The organism is Burkholderia sp. USMB20, from assembly GCF_000949135.2.
Classification (GTDB): Bacteria; Pseudomonadota; Gammaproteobacteria; order Burkholderiales; family Burkholderiaceae; genus Burkholderia.
In genome coordinates, this window is sequence record NZ_JTAN02000021.1 from 653,078 (window position 1) to 674,995 (window position 21,918).

General features: G+C 69.5%; 19 protein-coding genes and 1 pseudogene. 14 read left to right on the forward strand and 6 right to left on the reverse strand.

The annotated features are described in order from the left end of the window. Positions 1–60 precede the first annotated feature (60 nt). A complete protein-coding gene (locus PL79_RS33230) occupies positions 61–627 on the reverse strand; it encodes a cysteine dioxygenase (RefSeq protein ID WP_044842991.1) in 567 nt (188 codons plus the stop codon). 74 nt (positions 628–701) lie between these two features. On the opposite strand from PL79_RS33230, the gene PL79_RS33235 reads away from it, so the two are divergent. Beyond that, on the forward strand, positions 702–1,625 hold the full coding sequence (locus PL79_RS33235; protein ID WP_044842990.1) for a LysR family transcriptional regulator: 924 nt from the start codon (positions 702–704) through the stop codon (positions 1,623–1,625). 85 nt (positions 1,626–1,710) lie between these two features. On the opposite strand, the gene PL79_RS33240 is transcribed toward PL79_RS33235, so the two are convergent. Further along, positions 1,711–3,039: an acyl-CoA dehydrogenase family protein gene (locus tag PL79_RS33240; protein ID WP_044842989.1), complete on the reverse strand. Its 1,329-nt coding sequence runs from the start codon at positions 3,037–3,039 to the stop codon at positions 1,711–1,713. 451 nt (positions 3,040–3,490) lie between these two features. Here PL79_RS33240 and PL79_RS33245 point away from each other — a divergent pair, with 451 nt between their 5' ends. From PL79_RS33245 to PL79_RS33280, 8 genes and pseudogenes are all read left to right on the forward strand, one after another. Next, complete coding sequence (locus tag PL79_RS33245; protein ID WP_044842988.1) at positions 3,491–4,576, forward strand: LLM class flavin-dependent oxidoreductase; 1,086 nt, start codon at positions 3,491–3,493, stop codon at positions 4,574–4,576. Positions 4,577–4,596: 20 nt separating this feature from the next. Next, entirely contained in the window at positions 4,597–5,442 is an 846-nt protein-coding gene (locus tag PL79_RS33250) for a class II aldolase/adducin family protein (protein WP_044843147.1), read from the forward strand. Between the two features lie 35 nt (positions 5,443–5,477). Then, complete coding sequence (locus PL79_RS33255) at positions 5,478–6,512, forward strand: ABC transporter substrate-binding protein (RefSeq protein ID WP_044842987.1); 1,035 nt, start codon at positions 5,478–5,480, stop codon at positions 6,510–6,512. A gap of 4 nt (positions 6,513–6,516) precedes the next feature. Continuing rightward, a pseudogene (locus PL79_RS33260) lies at positions 6,517–7,620 on the forward strand (ABC transporter permease). Further along, complete coding sequence (locus PL79_RS33265) at positions 7,614–8,438, forward strand: ABC transporter ATP-binding protein (protein WP_044842985.1); 825 nt, start codon at positions 7,614–7,616, stop codon at positions 8,436–8,438. Before PL79_RS33260 ends, PL79_RS33265 begins: the two are co-directional and overlap by 7 nt. Before the next feature lie 50 nt (positions 8,439–8,488). Then, on the forward strand, positions 8,489–9,673 hold the full coding sequence (locus PL79_RS33270; RefSeq protein ID WP_044842984.1) for a c-type cytochrome: 1,185 nt from the start codon (positions 8,489–8,491) through the stop codon (positions 9,671–9,673). 37 nt (positions 9,674–9,710) lie between these two features. Beyond that, positions 9,711–10,670: an ABC transporter substrate-binding protein gene (locus PL79_RS33275; protein WP_044842983.1), complete on the forward strand. Its 960-nt coding sequence runs from the start codon at positions 9,711–9,713 to the stop codon at positions 10,668–10,670. Between the two features lie 98 nt (positions 10,671–10,768). Then, on the forward strand, positions 10,769–11,635 hold the full coding sequence (locus tag PL79_RS33280; RefSeq protein WP_044842982.1) for an MOSC domain-containing protein: 867 nt from the start codon (positions 10,769–10,771) through the stop codon (positions 11,633–11,635). 173 nt (positions 11,636–11,808) lie between these two features. Here the strand turns inward: PL79_RS33280 and PL79_RS33285 are convergent, their stop codons facing one another. Both PL79_RS33285 and PL79_RS33290 read right to left on the reverse strand, forming a co-directional pair. Next, positions 11,809–13,209, reverse strand: coding sequence for a sensor histidine kinase (locus tag PL79_RS33285; protein ID WP_044842981.1), 1,401 nt, complete (start codon positions 13,207–13,209; stop codon positions 11,809–11,811). 196 nt (positions 13,210–13,405) lie between these two features. Next, positions 13,406–14,080, reverse strand: coding sequence for a response regulator (locus tag PL79_RS33290; protein ID WP_044842980.1), 675 nt, complete (start codon positions 14,078–14,080; stop codon positions 13,406–13,408). Between the two features lie 125 nt (positions 14,081–14,205). On the opposite strand from PL79_RS33290, the gene PL79_RS33295 reads away from it, so the two are divergent. The 4 genes from PL79_RS33295 to PL79_RS33310 all read left to right on the forward strand — a co-directional run bounded on the left by PL79_RS33295 (position 14,206) and on the right by PL79_RS33310 (position 19,511). After that, entirely contained in the window at positions 14,206–15,306 is a 1,101-nt protein-coding gene (locus PL79_RS33295) for an ABC transporter substrate-binding protein (protein ID WP_044842979.1), read from the forward strand. A 122-nt stretch (positions 15,307–15,428) separates the two neighbouring features. After that, complete coding sequence (locus tag PL79_RS33300; protein WP_044842978.1) at positions 15,429–17,201, forward strand: ABC transporter permease; 1,773 nt, start codon at positions 15,429–15,431, stop codon at positions 17,199–17,201. Further along, positions 17,194–18,261: an ABC transporter ATP-binding protein gene (locus PL79_RS33305; protein ID WP_044842977.1), complete on the forward strand. Its 1,068-nt coding sequence runs from the start codon at positions 17,194–17,196 to the stop codon at positions 18,259–18,261. The genes PL79_RS33300 and PL79_RS33305 overlap by 8 nt, the downstream gene beginning before the upstream one ends. A 158-nt stretch (positions 18,262–18,419) precedes the next feature. After that, positions 18,420–19,511: a porin gene (locus tag PL79_RS33310; protein WP_044842976.1), complete on the forward strand. Its 1,092-nt coding sequence runs from the start codon at positions 18,420–18,422 to the stop codon at positions 19,509–19,511. A gap of 175 nt (positions 19,512–19,686) precedes the next feature. Here the strand turns inward: PL79_RS33310 and PL79_RS33315 are convergent, their stop codons facing one another. Together PL79_RS33315 and PL79_RS33320 are read right to left on the reverse strand one after the other, a co-directional pair. Next, complete coding sequence (locus PL79_RS33315; protein ID WP_044842975.1) at positions 19,687–20,649, reverse strand: quinone oxidoreductase family protein; 963 nt, start codon at positions 20,647–20,649, stop codon at positions 19,687–19,689. 46 nt (positions 20,650–20,695) lie between these two features. Further along, positions 20,696–20,947 (reverse strand): hypothetical protein, encoded by a 252-nt coding sequence (locus tag PL79_RS33320; protein WP_044842974.1) that lies wholly within the window; start codon positions 20,945–20,947, stop codon positions 20,696–20,698. Positions 20,948–21,042: 95 nt separating this feature from the next. Here PL79_RS33320 and PL79_RS33325 point away from each other — a divergent pair, with 95 nt between their 5' ends. Continuing rightward, positions 21,043–21,822, forward strand: coding sequence for an AraC family transcriptional regulator (locus PL79_RS33325; protein WP_044842973.1), 780 nt, complete (start codon positions 21,043–21,045; stop codon positions 21,820–21,822). Positions 21,823–21,918 lie beyond the last annotated feature (96 nt).

Sequence of the window (21,918 nt, forward strand, 5' to 3'; positions counted from 1 at the left end):
CGATGCCCGCGGCACGCCGTCGCAACGGGGCGCCCGCGACTTGCGGCGTCATGCGTCCGGTCACGCGTTCGAATAGCCGGACACGAACGGCTTCACGGTGCCGTCGTCCAGGAACACCGCACGTTCGACCTGGCCGATGTTCGCGCCGTACACGTGGATGCTGATCGACACCTGGTCGTCGAACGCGTTGGTCACGCGATGGACGTCGCCGATGCGCGGCGACACGGCCTCGACGTCGCCCGGCTGCAACCGTACCGCGTCGCCCGCCGGCACCGGCCTGCCGGCCGCGTCGAACCGGTACGGTTGCGAAAACTCGCCGCCGCGCAGCATCCCGATCAGCCCCCACACCGTGTGGTTGTGGATCGGCGTCGTCTGGCCGGGCCCCCACACGAAGCTGACGACGGAAAACCGCGCGTCGGGATCGAGATGCAGCAGGTACTGGCGGTAACGCTCGGGATCGGGCTGCGCGAACGCGTCGGGCAGCCAGTCGTCGTGCGCGACGAGCGCGGCCAGCAGCGCGCCGCCCTCGTCGAGGATGCGCGCCTCGTTCGCGCCGGACGCGAGCAGCGCGCCCAGCCCGTCGACGAACGGACGCAGCGGCGTCTGCTGCAACGAAAGCGTACTCATCGGCTGCCTCCTCGAATATGATGCCGAATATGATGGATCGTCATGATGCACCTGAAATACCATGCAGAACAAACATGAAAATTAGCGATATCGACGCTTTTGCAGCGGTCGTTCGCGGCCAGACGCTGAGCCAGGCCGCGGCCGAGCTCGGCATGACGCAGCCCGCGATCACGCGGCGCGTGCAGAACCTCGAGGAGGCGCTCGGCGTCACGCTGCTCGACCGCAACACGAAGCCGCCGCGCCCGACCGACATCGGCCTGCAGGTGTTCGAGCAGTGCCGCGCGATCCTGCGCGAAGTCGACGCGCTGCGCGAACTGACGGCCGGCCAGCGGCCGCCCGCCGGCGAATTCCGCGTCGGCCTCACGCAAGGGCTCGGCGAGCTGATGCTGCCCGGCCTGATCGCGCAGCTCGCCGCGCAATGGCCGGCGCTCGCCACGCAGGTCACGACCGCGTGGGGCGGCATGCTCGTCGAACGCGTCGCGCACCGCGAACTCGACGCCGCGCTGGTGTTTCTGGCCCGCGAGATGGTGCTGCCGCCGCAGGTCGAAGGCGAGCGGCTGCTGGCCACGCGGCTCGTCGCGGTCGGCCGCAAGGGCGACTGGCCGCGCCGCAGCTACCGGCTCGCCGACTGCCAGGCGCGCGGCTGGGTGCTCAATCCCGACGGCTGCGGCTTTCGTGCGGGGCTGCGCCGCGCGCTCGACGCGCAGGGGCTGCCGATGCCGGTCACGCTCGACGCCTACGGCCGCGACCTGCAATTGCAGAGCGTCGCGAACGGCTTCGGGATCGGGCTGATGCCGCTGCCGCTCGTCGAAGGCAGCCCGCTGCGCGACGCGGTCGACATCGTCCCGCTCGCCGATTTCAAGCCGCAGATCGATCTGTGGCTGCTGCACCGGCAGGACGCCGCGCGCTTCAAGGCACCGCTCACGGCCGTGGCCGCGCATGCGCGCACCGCGTTCGCGCTGCCGGCGGATGCGGCCGGGCACGACGAAGCCGCTTGACCACGCGCGACGGCGCCGGCGCGGCGGCGTCGCGTTGGCGTTGGCCTTTGCGTTGGCTTTTGCGCCCACCACCCCGCCGCCCCGCTCACGCATCGCTGTTGCGACCGGATGCCGGCGCGTCGCGTGACGTTCCGCCCGCTTCCGCGTTCGCGGCAGCGCGTTGCGCCGCCGCGTCGAGCACGGCCCGTCCGGCGGCCACCGCGATCGCATCGTCCTGCGGCGTATGCACGCGGCTGCACAGCACGTCGCGATAGTGGCGTTCGAGCGGATTGTGGCGGCTCAGCCCGTGATTGCCCGACAGCTTCAACGCGTGCTCGACCGTGCGGATCGCCTGTTCCGTCACGGTCCGCTTGACGAGGCCGCTCGTCGTCACCGTCGGCGGGTCGCCCGCATCGGTGCGCGCGATGTGCTCGTCGAGCAGCACGCGGTTCGCGTGCAGCCACCCTTCGATCTCGCCGACGGCCTCCTGCACGCGCGGCAGCGTCGCGAGCGGCGCACCGAGCCCGCTCGGCGCGCGCGTCGTCGCGAAATCGAGCAGCCAGTCGCGCGACGCGCGGGCGACCGCGTCGTAGAGGCTGCCGAGCAGCGCGACCATCCAGGCCTGCTGGTCGGCCTGCGCATCGACATCCGCATGACTCGCGGCCGACACGGCCCACGCATCGGGCGCGCGCACGTCCACCGCATGATCGGCGGGCAGCCGCACATCGTCGAACACCACCTCGTGACTGCCCGATGCGCGCAGGCCCAGGTGATTCCAGCTTTCGATCACGCGGATGCGCGCATCGACTTCCGTGTCGCGCTCGCGCCGCACGAGGAACACGCCGACGCGCGGCTCGGGTTCGTCCGTGCGGGCCCACACGGCCAGCCAGCGCAGCGCCGGAATGCCGGTGCTGTACAGCTTGTGGCCGGACAGCCGCCAGCCGTCGCCGTCGCGACGCGCGATCGTTTCGGGCAGGCCGCCGCGCGACGGCGAACCGAGCGCCGGCTCGACGCGCAGCGCGTTGATCAGCGCGCCGTCGGCAACCGCGCTGTCGAACACCGCACGCCGCAGGCGCGCGGGCCAGCGGTTGTCCGCGCGGCCGAGCGCGCGATGCTGCAGGTAGGTCATCGTCAGCACCAGCGCGGTCGCCGGATCGGCGCGCGCGACCGCGGCCACGATCCGGCTCGCCTGCGCGAGCGTCGCGCCCGCGCCGCCGTGCTCGCGCGGCACGACCTGCGCGATCAGCCCGGCGCGATGCAGCCGTGCGAAGTTCTCGTGCGGGAAACGGCCGTCGACGTCGTTGCGGGCGGCGTCGGCCGCGAGTTCGGGCGCGAGACGCGCGAGCAGCGCGGTAACGCGCGCATCGTCGGCAGGCAGGTGGCGCAGGGACGACTGCGGCGATAGCGGCGAGGAAGCGGCAAGGCTGGCGGACATCGGTACGGATTCCCTCGGTGACTGGGTAACGGGATAAAACGTCGTGGCGAAGATCGGTCGGCGAATGGCGGCGGTGGCTCGTGGAGCCGGCGGCGATCGGCGCTGGATTCGCCGGGGGCGCGTGGCGTGGATCCGGGGCGCTCGCGCACGCATCCGCCGCACACCTCTGCCTTCGACCCGATCCCCCGCTTCCGAACCCGATGCCGATCCGGCTCACGTCGTGTTGATCCGGCGAGCAAGCCCCGCTCGACACGCAGCCGGCGCCCCGTTCGGCCCGATCGTGAGCCCATAGCGTATGCGCAACGCACACGCGCCCAAACCATGCAAATCTGATATTCAATTCGGGATTGATTATTTCCGTTCCGCATGATCCCGGCGGTAATCTGCGCTCCATTCCCGCCCGGCCGGCCGTCGCTGGCCGCGCCGGGCCGTCCTTGCATCGGAGACCCAGATGAGCGTCGAATTCATCGGCATGATCCAGAGCCAGAAGCAGTCGGAAATCCATCCGCCTGCCGGCCCCGTCGTCGACCCCGACTACGTGCGCGACTTCGCCCGCGCCCACGAAACGGCCGGCTTCGACCGGATCCTCGTCCCGCACCACTCGACCGGCCCGTCGGCGACGCTGACGATCGCGTTCGCCGCCGCGGCGACCGAGCGCATCCACTTCATGCTCGCGCATCGCCCCGGCTTCACCGCGCCGACGCTCGCCGCGCGGCAGATCGCGACGCTCGACCAGTTCAGCCGCGGCCGGCTCGCCGTGCACTTCATCTCCGGCGGCTCGGACAGCGAGCAGCAGCGCGACGGCGATTTCCTCGACCACGACGCACGCTACGCACGCACCGACGAATACCTCGGCATCCTGCGCCGCATCTGGACCGACACGCAGCCGTTCGATCACGACGGCGCGCACTACCGCTTCACGCAGGGTTTTTCGGAAGTGAAGCCGTTCCAGAAGCCGCACGTGCCGATCTACTTCGGCGGTGCCTCGGAAGCGGCGCTGGAAGTCGCCGGCAAGCACGCGGACGTCTATGCGCTGTGGGGCGAATCGCTCGACCAGGTGCGCGACCTGACGACGCGCGTGCGCGCCGAAGCCGCGAAGCACGGTCGGCAGGTGCGCTTCTCCGTGTCGTTCCGGCCGATCCTCGCGGCGACCGAAGACGAAGCGTGGGCGCGCGCGCACCGGATCCTCGACGAAACCCGCCGGCTGCGCGAAGCGGCCGGCCTCGCCACCGGCGGCCCGCAGCAGAGCGAAGGCGCACGGCGCCTGCTCGCCGCGGCCGAACGCGGCGCGCGCGTCGACAAGCGGCTGTGGACCGAGATCGCGAAGCTCACCGGCGCGCGCTCGAATTCGACCGCGCTGGTCGGCACGCCCGAACAGGTCGCCGACGCGCTGCTCGACTACTACGACCTCGGCGTGACGACGTTCCTGATTCGCGGCTTCGATCCGCTCGAAGACGCGATCGACTACGGCCGCGAACTGATTCCGCGCGTGCGCAGCGCCGTCGCGGCACGCGACGCGGCGCGCCGCGCGGCCTGACGCACGGGGAGATGCCGACCATGTCCGCCGTCCTGTCTTCGTCCTCGCCCGTGCGCACCGCGTCGGGCCTCGTCCTCGCCGACACGCCGCGCCAGCATTTCTGGTTCGATCCGCCCGCGCCGCGCTTCGACGTCGCCGCCGAGCGCCGCCACCGGCAGGAGCGGCTCGCGGCCGCGTTCCGCCTGTTCGCGCGCTTCGGCTTCGCGTCGGGCCTCGCGGGCCACATCACCGCGCGCGACCCGGAACTGCCCGACCACTTCTGGGTGAATCCGCTCGGCGTGCATTTCTCGCAGATCAAGGTGTCGGACCTGCTGCTCGTCAATTCGCGCGGCGAAACCGCGATCGGCAACCGGCCGCTGAACAAGGCCGCGTTCGCGATCCATGCGGCGATTCACGACGCGCATCCGCACCTCGTCGCGGCCGCGCACACGCATTCGACCTACGGCAAGGCGTGGTCGACGCTCGGCCGCCCGCTCGACCCGCTGACGCAGGACGCGTGCGTGTTCTACGAGGACCACGCGCTGTTCGACGACTTCACCGGGATGGTCGTCGATACGAGCGAAGGCGCGCGGATCGCGGATGCGCTCGCGAAGCCCGACGGCACCACGCACAAGGGCGTGATCCTGAAGAACCACGGCATCCTGACGGCCGGCCCGACGGTCGAGGCCGCCGCGTGGTGGTACATCGCGCTCGACAACGCCGCGCACACGCAGCTGCTGGCCGAAGCGGCCGGCACGCCGCAACCGATCGATCAGGCGACCGCGCGACACACGCACGGCCAGATCGGCGGCCCCGACGGCGCATTGCACGCGTTCGACAGCCTGTTCGCGCGCGTCGTCGCCGACGAACCCGACCTGCTCGACTGAGCGCCCGCCGCACGACCGGAACCGGAGACCACACCATGACCAAAACCACCGCACCCGCGCCGACCGGCGCCCATGACGACAAGCGCCGCCGGCTGCTGCGCGCGGCCGGGGCCGCCGCGCTCGCCGCACCGGCGATCACGCTCGGCCGCAAGGCCTGGTCGGCGCCGCCGCTGAAGAAACTCACGTTCGCGTGGAACCAGAACGCGTTCTGCCTGACGCCGATCGTCGTCGCGCAGGAGAACGGCTTCTTCGAGAAGAACGGGCTGAAGGTCGAACTGATCAACTACAGCGGATCGACCGACCAGCTGCTCGAATCGATCGCGACCGGCAAGGCCGATGCCGCGGTCGGGATGATCCACCGCTGGCTGAAGCCGCTCGAAGCCGGCTTCGACGTGAAGATCATCGGCAGCTCGCACGGCGGCTGCGTGCGGCTGCTCGGGTCGAAGACGGCGGGCGTGACGACCCTGCAGGCGCTGAAGGGCAAGACGGTCGGCGTCAGCGATCTCGCGGCGCCCGGCAAGCATTTCTTCTCGATCCTGCTCGCGAAGAACGGCATCGATCCCGAACGCGACATCACATGGCGGCAGTATCCGGCCGACCTGCTCGGCGTCGCGGTCGACAAGGGCGAGATCCAGGCCATCGCCGACGGCGACCCGAACCTCTATCTGCTCGAGAAGCGCAGCAACGGCGCGTACACCGAACTCGCGACGAACCTGTCCGGCGAATACGCGCGCAAGGTGTGCTGCGTGATCGGCGCGCGCGGCGACCTCGTGCGCAACGACCGCCCGGCGGCCGCCGCACTCGCGCGCTCGATCGTGCAGGCCACCGAGTACACGCACGACAACCCGAACGAAGCCGCGAAGGCATTCGCGAAGTACTCGCCGAAGATCAACCCCGACGACCTGCGCAAGCTGTACGCGACGCTGACCTACACGCACCATCCGACCAACGTCGACCTGCAGCAGGAAATCGCGTTCTACGCGGACGATTTCCGCCGCATCAGCGTGCTGAAGAAGAGCACCGACCCGCAGCGCTTCGCGCAGCAGGTCTATGCGAACGTGCTGGGGTGACGCGATGTCGACGATCGAACACGCGTCCGCCGCGCGCACCGCGTCCACCTCGGGCAATGCCGCCCCCGTGACGCCGCCTGCGACTGCCACGTCCCGTCCCGCGTGCACGGCCTGCGACGCGACGCTCGCGGCCGAAGCCCGCCGCGCACGCACCTGGCCGACCGGCGTCGTCGCGGCGCTCGCGTGGGCCGCGCTCGGCGCGGTGACCTACGTGTGGCCGAACCGCGTCGTCGGTTTCACCGACTGGGCGTACACCGACACGTTCGGCATCCGCCGCGTGGGCGATCGGCGCGCTTCTGCTGCCGCCGCGACGCTCGGCCATCGCGGTGCCGGCCCGCGCGCGCGGCTCGCCCGCGTGCGCCCGGCCGGCCCGTGGCTCGTGGCGCTGCGCTCGTGCTCGCCGTGTGGGAAATCGTCACGGCCAAGACCGGCTGGCTGCCGACGCCGTTTTCGCGCCGCGCAGGCGCTGATCGAGGTCTACGCCGACGACTGGCCGCGCCTTGCCGGCAGCGCCGGCAACACGCTGAAGCTGCTTTCCCTCGGGTTCGCGTACGGCGTCGCGGTCGGGTTCGCGGTCGGCGTCTCGATCGGCTGGTCGCGCCGCATCGGCTACTGGGTGCATCCGGTGCTGCGCGTGCTCGGCCCCGTGCCGGCCACCGCGCTGCTGCCGCTCACGTTCTACTTCTTCCCGACGAGCTATTCGGCCGCCGCGTTCCTGATCGCGCTGTCGACCGGCTTCCCGGTCGCGGTGCTGACGTGGTCGGGCGTCGCGAGCGTGAACCGGCAGTACTACGACGTCGCGCGCACGCTCGGCGCGAACGCGCGCTTCCTCGTGTTGCGCGTCGCGATTCCGGCCGCGCTGCCGCACGTGTTCGTCGGCATCTTCATGGGGCTGAGCGCGTCGTTCACGGTGCTGGTCGTCGCCGAGATGATGGGCGTCAAGTCGGGGCTCGGCTGGTACCTGAGCTGGGCGCAGGGCTGGGCATCGTACGTGAACATGTATGCGGCGCTGATCGTGATGGCGCTGCTGTTTTCCGGGCTGATCGCGCTGCTGTTCGCGGTGCGCGACCGTGTGCTCGCGTGGCAGAAAGGAACCGTCAAATGGTAAGCGCCGCCGTTCTCGAATCGTCCGTTGCCCCGCCGCCCGCCGCGCTCGACGCCACGGCGCCGCGCGGCGCGCGCATCGACATCCGCCGCGTGAGCCACGCGTTCGACGGCCCCGGCGGCCCGCTGCCGGTGCTCGACGACGTCACGCTGTCGGTCGCGGCCGGCGAATTCGTCGCGCTGCTCGGCCCGAGCGGCTGCGGAAAATCGACGCTGCTGCGGCTCGTCGCGGGCCTCGACGCCGCACGGCAAGGCACGATCGCGCAGGACGGCACGCCGATCGAGCGGCCCGATCCGTCGCGCATCGTCGTGTTCCAGGATCCGACGCTCTACCCGTGGCGCCGCGTGCGCGCGAACGTCGCGCTCGGCCTCGAGGCGCGCGGCGTGGCCCGCACGTCGCAGCATCGCGTCGACGATGCGCTCGCGCGCGTCGGGTTGCAGGAATTCTCGAACGTGTTTCCGCATCAGCTGTCGGGCGGGATGGCGCAGCGTGTCGCGCTCGCCCGCGCGCTCGTCAACGATCCGCGCCTGCTGATCCTCGACGAACCGCTCGGCAAGCTCGATTCATTGACGCGGCTGACGATGCAGGCCGAGTTGACCGCGCTGTGGCAACGCGACGGGTTCTCCGCGCTGCTCGTCACGCACGATGTCGAGGAAGCGCTGTTTCTCGCGCAGCGCGTGATCGTGTTCGGGCCGCGGCCCGCACGCATCGTCGCGGAACTGCGTGTCGACCTGCCGTATCCGCGCCATCGCGGCGACCCGCGTCTCGCCGAACTGCGTCACGAAGCGCTGCGGCATCTCGGACTCGATGCGAGCTGGTAGATGCGCAGTGCCTTTCGCAGGATGGCCGGTGCGCGGCAAGGGCCGCGCCGATGAACGCGCCGCCGTTCGCCGACTGGGCGCTCCTGTTCCTGCAACTGCTGTATCGCGCACAGATCGCGTTGGCCCGGGTGCTGCATGCGATCGGCCTGACCGGCGATGCCGACGGACAGGCCGCGTGGCCCTGGGCACACCGCATCGCGCTCGAAACGCTGCGCATCGACGCGGGGCTCACGCGACAGCTTGCATTCGCCATCGCGATGACCACGCTCGCCGCGGCGCTCGGCTGCATCGCACTCGTGTCGCGCAAGTGGCGGGCGGCAGCGGTCATCGCCGCGCTGGCCGTCGCGTGGTTCGCGCCGTGGCCGCCGGCATCGCTGTGGCTCGCGCCGGCGGTGCCCACGAGTTTCCAGCGCAGTCCCGCCGCGTTTTCCGTCGTGAACCTGATGCGCGGCGCGCATCTGTATGCGCAGCATTGCGCAGCCTGTCACGGCGCGGACGGCCGCGGCGAAGGCCCCCTCGCGGCGAGCCTCGCGCATTGGCCGCCGACCTTCGCGGGCGCACTGCTTGCCCGCCGGCTCGACGGCGAACTGTATTGGCGCATGCGGCACGGTACGCGCGACGCGCGCGGCGCGGCGTCGATGCCGGGCTTTGCCGCGACGCTCGGCCCGTCCGACACCTGGGCCGTGCTCGATTACCTGAAAGCGCTGTCGGCCGGCAGCGGCGCGCAGGCGGAAGGAGCGTGGCCCGTGCCCGTTCCGCTGCCGGCGCTCGACGTGCGCTGCGGCAGCGCCGCGCCGCAACCGCTCGAGCGCTGGCGCGAAGGCCAGCGCGTGCGCATCGTCGCGCTCGCGCCGGGCGGCACGCCGCCGCGGGAAGACCCGCGCTGGCAGACGCTGCTCGTCACCGCCGGCGATCCGTCCACGCCGCCACCGCCGGTCGGCACGCGCGCGAACTGCGTCGCATCGACGCCCGATGCATGGCAAGCGTTCGCGACGATTGCCGGCGTGCCGCCCGCTGCGTTCGGCGGCACGCAACTGCTTGCCGACCGGCGCGGCTGGCTGCGGGCGCGCGCGTTGCCGGGCAGCGCGGGCTGGTCGGCCGACGACTTGCTGTGCCGCTCGGATGCCGCGGCGCGAGCGCCGGCCGACGCCGCGAACGTCGATCCGCTGACCGCGCTGCTGCTGCGCGTGGACGCTGAACCCGTACGCGACGTGCAGGCCGGGCTCCCGCATTGAATCCCTGAACCGTTTTCCCGACGAACCGAACTTCACGATGAATCCGACCCGACGCCACTTCCTCGCGCAAGCGGGCGCCCTCGCCGCCGCCACCCTCGCCGCCGCGCCGGCCACGCTGCATGCGCAATCGGACGTGCGGCCGCTGCTGCGTGCCGGCGACCAGAAAGGCGGCCTGCGCGCGCTGCTCGAAGCGGCCGGCGAACTGAACGGCCTCGCGTACGACATCGCATGGACCGAATTCCCGGCCGCCGCCCCCCTGGCCGAAGCGCTGAACGCGGCGGCCGTCGACTGCGGGCCGATCGGCGACGCGCCGGTGATCTTCGCGCTCGCCTCGGGCGCCCGCATCAAGGTGATCGGCGCGAACCGGTCCGACCCGTACGGCACCGCCGTGCTCGTGCGGCCCGACGCGACGCTGAAGGACGCCGCCGACCTGAAAGGCAAGCGCATCGGCACCACGCGCGGCTCGATCGGCCATTTCGTCACGTTGAAGGCGCTCGACGCGGCCGGCCTGCCGCCCGACGCCGTTTCGTTCCGCTTCCTGCCGCCGGCCGACACGATGCTTGCGCTCGCAACCGGTTCGATCGATGCGTGGGCGACGTGGGAACCCTATACGGCCCTCGCGGAAACGAGCGGCCGCGCGCGCGTGCTCGTCAACGGCCGCGGCCTGTGGTCGGGCTTCAGCTACATCGCGGCGACCGACGCGGCGATCGCGTCGAAGCGCGACGTGCTGCACGACTTCCTGCAACGGGTGGTGCGCGCGCAGGTCTGGTCGTACCGGCACGTCGACGCGTATTCCGCGGCACTCGCGCGCATCATCGGCATCCCGCCGGCGGCCGCGAAGCTGCAGTTCGAGCGCCGCAACACGCGCTGGCAGCCGATCGACGCGACGGTGATCGCCGGGCAGCAGCGCACGGCCGACTTCTACCTGAAGGCCGGGCTGCTGCGCCAGCCGCTCGACGTGCGCACGACCTTCGACCTCGGCTTTCCGCTGGCGTAACCGGCCGCGGCCGTGCGGCGGCCTGCAACCGCCCAAACGGCTTTCGCACGATCTGGCACAATCGCGATTCGACCATCCTGCCCGTGTCAGCCAGCGTCATGCCAGCCATCTCCGAACTCTTCATCTACCCGATCAAATCCTGCGCCGGCATCGCGCTGTCGCGCGCGCAACTGCTCGAAACGGGCCTCGCGTACGATCGCCACTGGCTGATCACCACCCCGGACGGGATGATGATCACGCAGCGCACGCACCCGCGCCTCGCGCTGATCCGCACCGCGCTCGAGCACGACGCGCTCGTGCTGAACGCGCCGGGCATGCCCGAGATCCGCACGCCGCTCGACGGCGACGCGACGCCGGCCACGCCGAAGATGGCCGCGACCGTCTGGCGCGACACCGTCGACGCGATCGACACGGGCGCCGCGACAGCCGCATGGCTCACCGAATTCCTCGGCACGCCGCTGAAGCTCGCGCGCTTCGGCGCGGATGCGCGCCGCGGCTGCAACCGCAAATGGACCGGCGACATCGACACGCACACGCAGTTCGCGGACGGCTATCCGCTGCTCGTGATCGGCCAGTCGTCGCTCGACGACCTGAACGCGAAGCTCGTCGCGAAAGGCGCGCCGGCGATTCCGATGAACCGCTTCCGCCCGAACATCGTCGTGTCGGATCTCGATGCGTATGAAGAGGATTTCGTCGAGCATCTCGACGCCGAAGGCGACACACCCGTGCGGCTGCGCCTCGTGAAGCTGTGCACGCGTTGCCCTATGCCGACGATCGACCAGGTGACCGGCGCGCCGAACCCGGCGTGGCCGCACGAGCCGACCGACACGATGCAGACGTATCGCGCGAATCCGAACTACGAAAACGCGCTGACCTTCGGCATCAATGCAATCGTGGTCGAAGGCGCGGGAGCCTGGCTGGAGGTCGGGCAGTCGCTCGAGGCGGAGATCGGATTCGGCGATTGAGCGACTGAGCGGGGCGGCGGACGGCGCGTCGTATGCATCGCCGCCGAGGGCGATGCGTCGAAGACATCCGCCGCGACGTTGCCGGCGCGCCCACCTCCCTCCCTCGGAGATGCCGCTCGCCGCCATTCGCTCACATTCGCCGCGATTCTCCGCGACCAAGCGAACCAGCCCTTCTACTGCGCCGCCGCCGGCACCGTCGGCAACATCACCGTCACGATCAACCCGCCTCCCGCCGCATCGGCCAGCGTCACGCTGCCCTGATGCACGCGCGCGATCCCCCGCACGATCGACAGCCCGAGCCCCGTGCCTTCGACCGTCTGCGTCTTGCTGCCGCGATGGAAACGCTCGAACACCGCGTCGCGCTCGCCGGCCGGAATGCCCGGCCCGTTGTCGATCACGTCGAGCCGCGCATGGTCGCCATCGCGCGACACGCGCACCGTGATCACCGCGCGGTCGCCCGAATAACGAATCGCGTTGTCGATCAGGTTGCCGATCAATTCGCCGAGCAGGTCCGGTTGGCCGAGCACGTCGACATCCGCCTCGTGCTCGAAGCCGAGATCGATGTCGCGCGCGCGCGCGACCGGCGACCAGTCGAGCGTCACGCTGCGCGCGAGCCGGTGCAGCGCGACCGGCTGGTGCGCGACCGCCTGGCCGCTGTCCGAATCGAGCCGCGACAGCGACAGCAGCTGCTGGACGATCTTCACGGCCTGCCGCACCGCGCCGTTCACGCGCCGCAGATGCACGTTCACGCGCGGCTGCTCGTCCGGCCGCAACGCCAGCTCGACGCCGGCCTGCACCGCCGCGAGCGGGGTCTTCAGCTGATGGGCCGCGTCCGCGAAGAAACGCCGCCGCGCGACCTGCATCCGCTGCGTGCGGCCGATGTACTGGTTGATCGACTCGACGAGCGGCGCGAGTTCGCTCGGCATGCCGCCGGTATCGAGCGGCGTCGGATCGCCGTCGCTGCGCGCGGCGACCGTCGCCGACAGCCGGTTCAGCGGCCGCAGCCCGCGCCCGACGCCGAGCCACACGATCCCGAGCGCGAGCACGACGAGCAGCCCCTCCTGCAGCAGCGAGCCCATCAGGATCTCGCGCGCGAGCGCCTGGCGCGCCTCGATCGTCTCGCCGACCATCACCCACACGATGCGCGTCTGCGCGGTCGGCACGTCGTGCACCGGCACGCGCAGCGCGGCCATGCGCAATTGCTCGCCGCGATAGACGACGTTGTAGTAGCGCGTGACGAACAGCGTGCCGTCGCCCTGCGGCAGCGGCAGGTCCGGATAGCCGGTGATCGTGCGGCCGTTGTCCTCGCGGATCAGGTAATAGATCTTGCCGCCGTCGCCCGACTCGAACATCTCGAGCGCGAGATACGGCAGGTCGACCTCGATCTCGCCCTCGTTGAACCGCACGCCTTCGCGGATCGACTTCAGCGACGACGATAGCGTGCGGTCGAACGCGACGTGCGCGGCGCTCATCGCGCGCTGGTACGTGAGCCACGAGTCGAGCGCGAGCAGCCCGAGCAGCGGCAGCAGCAGCCACAGCGCGACCTGTGCGCGCAGGTTCGGGCGTGTCACCATGCTGCCCGCCGGGCTGCACCGACCAGCATGGCGGAAAACGCGTGCGGCCTCGCTCCGCGCCCGTGCAGCCGGCCGGCTTTGCCAGGCCGGCCGCGGATGGCAGACGCGCCCCCGGCAGGCCGCGAACGTGTCGATCCCGAGCAGCGCTTTGGCGCGTACCGCGGCCCCATGCAAAGAAGGCAAGCCCGGCGGTGGTTCATCCGGCCGCCTTCGCTTCGAGCAAGTATCCGAGGCCGCGCAGCGTGACGATCGCGACGCCGGTGTTCTCCAGCTTCTTGCGCAGCCGATACACGTAGATCTCGATCGCATCCGCGTTGACCGACTCGTCGAGCCCGAAGATCTTCTCCGACAGCGTCTCCTTGTTGATCGCGCGGCCGTTGCGCAGGATCAGCACCTCCAGCACCGAGCGCTCGCGCGGCGTGAGCGGCAGCGGTTCACCGGCGAGGTGGAAGCTGCGGTCGATACTGTCATACGAAAGCGGCCCGCACTCGACCCGCGAATGCTCGTGGCCGAGGCTGCGCCGGATCAGCGCGCGGGCGCGCGCCTCCAGCTCGGTCAGCTCGAACGGCTTCGCGAGGTAGTCGTCGGCGCCGAGATCGAGCCCCTTCACGCGGTCCTCGACCGAGCCGTGCGCGGTGAGGATCAGCACCGGCACCGGATTGCGGCGCGCGCGCAGCCGCCGCAGCACCTCGAGCCCGTCGAGCTTCGGCAGCCCGAGATCGAGGATCACCAGCGCGTAGTCCTGCGTGCGCAGCACGTGATCCGCCGCCTCCCCGTCCGCCATGTGATCGACCGCGAAGCGCGCGGCACTCAGCGCGTCGTTCAACGACTGCGCAAGGTTCGGGTTGTCTTCGACCAGCAGCACACGCATGGGGACCTCGGGAAATCCATGACACAAAGGACGCTATTGTGAACCGAAATGAAAGCAGGCTGAAAGTGCGTCGCAATTAACATCCGCGTCACTCGAACAACACACACGCATAACTGGAGGAAGACATGCCGTTTGCACCGAAGCAGCTCGCCGCCGCGCTGGCGATCGTCCTGGGCACCGCCGCCGGCGCCGCCACCGCGCAGGTTCCGGCCGGGTATCCGGGTAACTACCAAGGTGTCGTCGACGCCGCGAAGAAGGAAGGCAAGCTGATCGTCTACTCGACGACCGACACGGGCCTCGTGCGCCCGCTGATCAAGGACTTCGAAAGCCTGTATGGCGTGAAGGTCGAGTACAACGACATGAACAGCACCGAGCTGTACAACCGCTACATCAGCGAGAACGCCGCGAGCAGCACCAGCGCCGACGTGCTGTGGAGCTCGGCGATGGACCTGCAGGTCAAGCTCGTCAACGACGGCCTGATGACGTCGTACGATTCGCCGGAAAGCGCGAACGTGCCGCAATGGGCGCAATACCAGAAGCAGGCATACGGCACGACGTTCGAGCCGCTCGCGATCGTCTACAACAAGCGGCTGATTCCCGAGAACGAAGTGCCGAAGACACGCACCGACCTGATCAAGCTGCTCACGTCGCAACCCGACAAGTTCAAAGGCAAGCTGACGACGTACGACGTCGAGAAATCCGGCGTCGGCTTCAACGCGCTGACGCAGGACGCGCACCTGAACGAGAAGGTCACGTGGGAGCTCGTGAAGGCGATCGGCGCGACCGGTCCGAAGCTGCAGTCGAGCACCGGCGCGATGATGGAGCGCATCTCGTCGGGCGAGAACCTGATCGGCTACAACATCATCGGCTCGTATGCGTACGCGAAGGCGAAGAAGGACAAGTCGATCGGCTACGTATTCCCGAAGGACTACACACAAGTCGTGAGCCGCCTGGCCACGATCTCGAAGAAGGCGAAGAATCCGAACGCCGCGAAGCTGTGGGTCGACTACCTGCTGTCGAAGCGCGGCCAGACGCTGATCGCGAACCAGGCGAACCTGTACGCGATTCGCACGGACGTGACCGGCGAAACATCGGCCGCGAGCCTCACGAAGGAACTCGGCGATTCGCTGAAGCCGATCCCGATCGGCACCGGCCTGCTCGTCTATCTGGACCAGTCGAAGCGGCTCGCGTTCCTGAAGCAATGGCAGCAGGCGATCAAGAGCTGATCCACTGATTCGCTGATCGGCTTCGGCCGACCAACGGCCGCCCGCCGCACGCCGCGCGGGCGGCCCCTTCCCCTTACCGACTTCCTAGAGGCGGCCATCCGGATGGCCGCAGGGGCGAACTCATGCTTTCAACCAGCACACGCGGAGCGGCGCCGGCCGTTCCGCCCACCACCGGCCAGGGCGGCGCGATTCCCGCGCTGCCGGTCAGCAACCTGCAGCCGCTCGCCGGCATGCTGCGCTGGATCGTCGTCGCGGTGCTCACCGTCGCGGTCGCGCTGCCGCTCGGCTTCATCCTGTTCCAGAGCCTGCTGTCCGCGCCGTTCTTCAACGCGAACAAGACGCTCGGCGTCGAAGGCTTCCGCTTCATCTTCACCGACCCGGACTTCTGGTCGGCCGTGAAGAACTCGTTCATCATCGCCGGCGGGATGCTGTTCATCTCGATCCCGCTCGGCGGCATCCTCGCGTTCCTGATGGTGCGCACCGACCTGCCCGGCCGTCGCTGGCTCGAGCCGCTGCTGCTCACGCCCGTGTTCGTGTCGCCGATGGTGCTCGCGTTCGGCTACGTGGTCGCGGCCGGCCCGGTCGGCTTCTATTCCGTGTGGTTCAAGGAACTGTTAGGGGTGCAGAACGTACCCTGGAACGTGTACTCGATCTTCGCGATCACGATGATCGTCGGCCTCACGCACGTGCCGCACGTGTACCTGTACTCGTCGGCCGCGCTGCGCAACCTCGGCTCGGACGTCGAGGAAGCGGCGCGCGTGACGGGGGCGCGGCCGTTCCGCGTCGCGCTCGACGTGAGCCTGCCGATGACGATGCCCGCGCTGCTGTTCGCCGGCGTGCTCGTGTTCTTCCTCGGCTTCGAGGTGTTCGGGCTGCCGCTCGTGCTCGGCGATCCGGAAGGCCACCTCGTGCTCGCGACCTACCTGTACAAGCTGACCAACAAGCTCGGCGTGCCGTCGTATCACCTGATGGCCGCGGTCGCGGTGTGCATCGTCGCGATCACGTTCCCGCTCGTGCTGCTGCAGCGCCGCCTGCTGAAGACCGCGAACCGCTTCGTCACGGTGAAGGGCAAGGCCGGCCGTGCGACGGTGCTGCCGCTCGGCGTATGGCGCTGGGTCGCGCTCGCGATCGTCGCGCTGTGGCTGATGCTGACGGTGATCGTGCCGATCTCGGGCATCGTGCTGCGCGCGTTCGTGAGCAACTGGGGCGAAGGCGTCGCGCTCGGCGAAGCGCTGACGCTGTCGAACTTCGTCGAGCTGTTCGAGCAGGACAACCTCGTTCGCGCGATCGTCAACACGCTCGGCATCGGCGTGATCGGCGGTGCGCTCGCGATCGGCTTCTACTCGCTCGTCGCCTTCGCCGGCCATCGCCGCAACGACTGGGCGACGAAACTGCTCGACTACCTCGTGCTGCTGCCGCGCGCGGTGCCGGGCCTGCTCGCCGGTCTCGCGTTCCTGTGGATCTTCCTGTTCGTGCCGGGCCTGCGCGAGCTGAAGAACTCGATGTGGAGCATCTGGATCGCATACACGGTCGTGTGGCTCGCATACGGGATGCGGCTCATCCAGAGCGCGCTGCTGCAGGTCGGCCCGGAACTCGAGGAAGCCGGCCGCAGCGTCGGCGCGACGCGCAGCCGCGTGTCGCTCGACGTGACGCTGCCGCTCGTGCGCTTCGGCCTGCTCGCCGCGTGGCTGCTGATCTTCATGATCTTCGAGCGCGAATACTCGACCGCCGTCTATCTGCTGTCGCCCGGCACCGAAGTGATCGGCGCGCTGCTCGTGTCGCTGTGGGCGACCGGCGCCGTCGACCAGGTTGCCGCGCTCTCTGTCATCAACATCGCGATGGTCGGCGCCGGTCTCGGCGTGGCCCTGCGCTTCGGAGTGAAACTTCATGGATAAGCTCATCGTCGACGACCTGCATCTCAGCTATGGCGCCAACCCGATCCTCAAGGGCGTGTCGTTCGAACTGAAGGCCGGCGAAGTCGTGTGCCTGCTCGGCGCGTCGGGCAGCGGCAAGACCACGCTGCTGCGCGCGGTGGCCGGCCTCGAACAGCCGTCCGACGGGCGCATCCAGCTCGACGACCGCGTGTTCTTCGACGGCGCGCGGCACGTCGACCTGCCGGTCGAACAGCGTTCGCTCGGCCTCGTGTTCCAGTCGTACGCGCTGTGGCCGCACCGCACCGTCGCCGACAACGTCGGTTACGGGCTCAAGCTGCGCCGCGTGGCGCCGGCAGAACAGAAGCGCCGCGTGCAGACCGCGCTCGACCAGCTCGGCCTCGGCTACCTCGCCGAGCGCTTTCCGCATCAGCTGTCGGGCGGCCAGCAGCAGCGTGTCGCGATCGCGCGTGCGCTCGTCTACAACCCGCCGGTGATCCTGCTCGACGAGCCGCTGTCGAACCTCGACGCGAAGCTGCGCGAGGAAGCGCGTGCGTGGCTGCGCGAGCTGATCGTGTCGCTCGGGCTGTCGGCGCTCTGCGTGACGCACGACCAGACTGAAGCGATGGCGATGTCCGACCGCATCCTGCTGCTGCGCAACGGCCGCATCGAACAGGAAGGCACGCCGGCCGAGCTGTACGGCGCGCCGCGCTCGCTGTACACAGCCGAATTCATGGGCAGCAACAACCGCATCGACGCGCGCGTCTCGGCCGTCGACGGCGAACGCGTGACGCTCGCCGGCGACGGCTGGGAGCTGCAGGCGCTCGCCCGCGACACGTTCGCGCCGGGCCAGGACGCGCAGGCCGTGATCCGCCTCGAACGCGTGCAGGTCGCCGACGGCCCGGGCGCGAACCGGCTGCAGGCCGACCTCGTCACGTCGATGTATCTCGGCGACCGCTGGGAATACCTGTTCCATTGCGGCGAGATGCGCCTGCGCGCGTTCGGCCACGTGCCGCGCGCGGCCGGCAAGCACTGGATCGAATTCCCGACCAACGACTGCTGGGCGTTCGCGAAAGCGGGCTGACCCGCTTCGCGGCGGCTCGTGTGCCGCCGCGCAGGCATTCAGGCGCACATCCCTTTGCGACTCGAATCGGCGGACGCTTCATGGCGTCCGCCGATGGCGTGTCGAATACGCGTTTTACGTTTCGACCAACCCACAACAACCAAGGAGACACCGTCAAAATGAAGTCACGTGCAGAACGTTCGATTCGAACAGTAGTCCTCACCGGTTCGGCCGCGGCAGCCTGTCTCGCCGCGCCGGTCGCGCACGCGCAGTCGTCGGTCACGATCTACGGGATCATGGACGCCGGCATCGAATACACGAACCATGCGGCACCGGATGGCGGCAATTCGTTCAAGCTGAAGTCGGGCAACAAGAACACGTCGCGCTGGGGCTTGCGCGGCGTCGAGGATCTCGGCGGCGGGTTGAAGGCCGTGTTTCGCCTCGAAAGCGGCATCGATCTCGCGAATGGCGCGTCCGACGACGGCCCCGACTCGATCTTCGCGCGCCGTGCGACGGTGGGCCTGAAAGGCAAATGGGGCGAGCTGACGCTTGGCCGCAATTTCACCGTCACGTACGACTACATGATGCCGTTCGACCCGATGGGTTACTCGCAAAACTATTCGTGGGCGTCGTCGTCGATGGCGACCGGCGGGCGCAAGGACGGCATGTTCACGCGCTCGTCGAATGCGGTGCGTTACGACGGTGAATTCAGCGGCTTCAAGTTCGGCGCGCTGTATGGCTTCGGCAATGTGCCGGGCAGCGTGAAGACCAGCTCGAAATACGACTTCGCGCTCGGCTACGAGACCGGCCCGTTCGCGGCGGTGCTCACGTTCGACCGGCAGAACGGCGCGGCCGACAGCGTCACGCCGGCCGATACCGTCAACTACATCCAGGGGATTCACGCGGGCCTGAGCTACGACTTCGGCAACCTGAAGACGATGGCCGGCTATCGCAACTACAAGCGCACGTTTCGCACCGCGGCGGCGAACCAGTTGAGCGATATGTACTGGCTCGGCGGGTCGTACCAGTTCACGCCGACGTTCTCGCTGATCGCGGCCGTCTATCACCAGAACATCAAGGGCGGCACGGATGCCGACCCGACGCTGGTATCGGTTCGGGCGCAATACGCGCTGTCGAAGCGCACGGTGCTGTACGCGGCCGGCGCGTTCGCGATCGCGAAGCACGACCAGAAGGTCGGCGTGTCGCGCGATTTCGCCGGGTATGGCACCACGCAGGTCGGCGTGACCGCGGGGATTCAGCAGCGGTTCTGAGTGTGACGATGCGGGCGGCGGGTGACTTTCATGTCGCGCCGCCCGTTGTCGGTACACACCACCGCCCTGCTTCGCACCGCGCGTTCGCAATCGTCTGACGGCTCGACGCGACGGTGGATGCCCGGCTGCCGCCGGTGCGCGCACCGATCGCGTCATGGCCACGGCCTGCGGCCGGTCAATCGCCGCGCATCGTGAATACCGGGCGCACCCGACTGTTCGCATCGCCCCAGTGCTCGCCGACCGCCGACAGCGGCACCGTGCGCGTTTCGAGCGTCAGCCCCGCCGGGCCTGCCGCGTCGAATACGCCACGCACCGAAGCCAGCAACCCCGGCAGCGACACGCTGCCGATACCGCTGCCCAGCAATTCGATCGCGGTGGCACGCAATACGGCGCCCGGCAGCAGCACGTCCGCGCCGCCGATCGAGCCGATCTGCACGAAGCGCAACCGACGGCCGTCGGGCGTCGCCTTCGCGGCGGAAATCAGCAGTGCGAGCGCGCTCGCCCCCCAAAGATAGTCGAGCACGATGTCCACACCCGCGCGGAAATGCGGTTCGAGCGCGCGGGCCAGATGCGCGTCGTCCTGCTGCAGCGACACGACGGCGTCCGCGCCGGCGTTCAGCAACGCTTCCAGCACGGCCGCGTTGCGGCCCGTCGCGATCACCTTCGCGGCGCCCAGATGCTTCGCGATCCGCACCGCGAGCCCGCCCGAGGCGCCCGTCGCGCCGTTGACCAGCACCGTTTCGCCCGCGACCAGCCGCGCGCGCTCGGTCAGCGCGGCCCACGACGACATGCCGGGAATCGCGATCGCGGCGGCCGTCACGTCGTCGAGGTCGTCCGGCAGCGGCACGCACTGCGCGTCGGGCACGATCGTGCGTTCGGCCATCGCACCGAACGGCGCGGGCGCGCCGAAGAAATAGACGCGCCGGCCGTCGTCGCCGCGCCCCACGCCGTCGACGCCGACGACGAACGGATAGCCGCCGCCGGACGAATAGTGCGTGCCCGCCGCGCGCGCCTGCGCAAGACGGCTCAACGCGGACGCCGTCACGTCGATCAGACGGTGGCCGGGTATCGCATGCGGCGCTTCGAACTCCATATGAACGGGGCGCTCGCCGGCGCCCGTCACGACTGCTGCTTTCATGCCGACTCCTTGATTGATGGATCTCGATCGACGGTTCCGTCGTGTATCAGCGTGCGTCGAGCCACGCGCGCAGTGCTGGATCGCGCACTTCCAGCACGTCGAACAGGCCGAGCGCACGCAGCGCGGGCAATGCGTCGAGCGCGTCGGCTTCGGCACGGGCGCGCTCGGCGGGCGCCGCATCCGGATCGGTCAGCACGCGCGCGTTGACCAGGAACGCGCCGACGGTGCCCTTGCGGATCGTCGTTCCGCCGGCCTCGATCCGGTCGGCATGGTCGGGAAGCATCTGTTCGGCTCGCATCGCGTCGTACTCCGGTTGTCATCGATGGACGCAGTTTAGGCGTGCGCAGCCGGCCGATCTCCGGTATAACAGTCGTTCGATACTGAAATCCGGCCATGACCGATCCACTCCTGCCCGCCCGATTCGTCACGTCCGACGACGGCCCGTTCGTCGTCGCCGCCGTGCTGTCGCAGCGCGACCCGCGCATCACGCCGCCGCATGCGCACGCGCGCGGCCAGCTCGTCGGCGCACTGAGCGGCGTGGTGTCGATCGGCCTCGACGACCAGGACTGGGTCGTACCGGCGATTCATGCGATCTGGATTCCGCCGCATTGTCGGCATTCGCTGCGCTCGTTCGGGCCGATTTCCGGATGGTCCGCGTTCGTCGCCGAAGCGCGCTGCGCGGGGTTGCCTGACGCGCCGCGCGCGATCCGCACCACGCCGCTGCTTCGCGAAGCCGTGCAGCGCGCGGCAAGCTGGGGCGATGCGGAACTCGATGCCGCGCAGGCGCGCATTGCCGACGTGATCCTCGACGAAATCGCGTCGTCACAGGTAGAGGCGCTGGGGCTGGTGCGGCCGCAGGATCCGCGGCTCATGAAGATCACCGATGCGCTCGCCACGAACCTCGCGAACAACCGGCGACTGGAGGAATGGGCAGCATGGGCCGGCATCGGTGCCCGGACGATGAGCCGCCGCTTCGTCGCCGAGACAGGGCTGACGTTCGCGCAGTGGCGTCAGCAGGCACGGCTGTTGCGGGCGCTGGAGAAAATCGCCGACGGCGTGCCGGTCACGACGATCGCGCTCGATCTCGGGTATGACAACGTGAGCGCGTTCATCGACATGTTCCGGCGGGCGACGGGGACGACGCCGGGAAGGTATATGGAAGCGGGACGATAAGGTCGGCGCGATGCGCGGCGATGACGCAAGCCGATTCCCGTATCCCGTACGATTCAACAAACGAAACAGAATACGTCCCTTATAAAAGATCCCGTC

Coding starts and splice junctions, on each gene's coding strand:
- PL79_RS33230 (WP_044842991.1), bottom strand. CDS start 627: ATGAGTACGCTTTCGTTGCAGCAGACGCCGCTGCGTCCGTTCGTCGAC.
- PL79_RS33235 (WP_044842990.1), top strand. CDS start 702: ATGAAAATTAGCGATATCGACGCTTTTGCAGCGGTCGTTCGCGGCCAG.
- PL79_RS33240 (WP_044842989.1), bottom strand. CDS start 3,039: ATGTCCGCCAGCCTTGCCGCTTCCTCGCCGCTATCGCCGCAGTCGTCC.
- PL79_RS33245 (WP_044842988.1), top strand. CDS start 3,491: ATGAGCGTCGAATTCATCGGCATGATCCAGAGCCAGAAGCAGTCGGAA.
- PL79_RS33250 (WP_044843147.1), top strand. CDS start 4,597: ATGTCCGCCGTCCTGTCTTCGTCCTCGCCCGTGCGCACCGCGTCGGGC.
- PL79_RS33255 (WP_044842987.1), top strand. CDS start 5,478: ATGACCAAAACCACCGCACCCGCGCCGACCGGCGCCCATGACGACAAG.
- PL79_RS33265 (WP_044842985.1), top strand. CDS start 7,614: ATGGTAAGCGCCGCCGTTCTCGAATCGTCCGTTGCCCCGCCGCCCGCC.
- PL79_RS33270 (WP_044842984.1), top strand. CDS start 8,489: ATGAACGCGCCGCCGTTCGCCGACTGGGCGCTCCTGTTCCTGCAACTG.
- PL79_RS33275 (WP_044842983.1), top strand. CDS start 9,711: ATGAATCCGACCCGACGCCACTTCCTCGCGCAAGCGGGCGCCCTCGCC.
- PL79_RS33280 (WP_044842982.1), top strand. CDS start 10,769: ATGCCAGCCATCTCCGAACTCTTCATCTACCCGATCAAATCCTGCGCC.
- PL79_RS33285 (WP_044842981.1), bottom strand. CDS start 13,209: ATGGTGACACGCCCGAACCTGCGCGCACAGGTCGCGCTGTGGCTGCTG.
- PL79_RS33290 (WP_044842980.1), bottom strand. CDS start 14,080: ATGCGTGTGCTGCTGGTCGAAGACAACCCGAACCTTGCGCAGTCGTTG.
- PL79_RS33295 (WP_044842979.1), top strand. CDS start 14,206: ATGCCGTTTGCACCGAAGCAGCTCGCCGCCGCGCTGGCGATCGTCCTG.
- PL79_RS33300 (WP_044842978.1), top strand. CDS start 15,429: ATGCTTTCAACCAGCACACGCGGAGCGGCGCCGGCCGTTCCGCCCACC.
- PL79_RS33305 (WP_044842977.1), top strand. CDS start 17,194: ATGGATAAGCTCATCGTCGACGACCTGCATCTCAGCTATGGCGCCAAC.
- PL79_RS33310 (WP_044842976.1), top strand. CDS start 18,420: ATGAAGTCACGTGCAGAACGTTCGATTCGAACAGTAGTCCTCACCGGT.
- PL79_RS33315 (WP_044842975.1), bottom strand. CDS start 20,649: ATGAAAGCAGCAGTCGTGACGGGCGCCGGCGAGCGCCCCGTTCATATG.
- PL79_RS33320 (WP_044842974.1), bottom strand. CDS start 20,947: ATGCGAGCCGAACAGATGCTTCCCGACCATGCCGACCGGATCGAGGCC.
- PL79_RS33325 (WP_044842973.1), top strand. CDS start 21,043: ATGACCGATCCACTCCTGCCCGCCCGATTCGTCACGTCCGACGACGGC.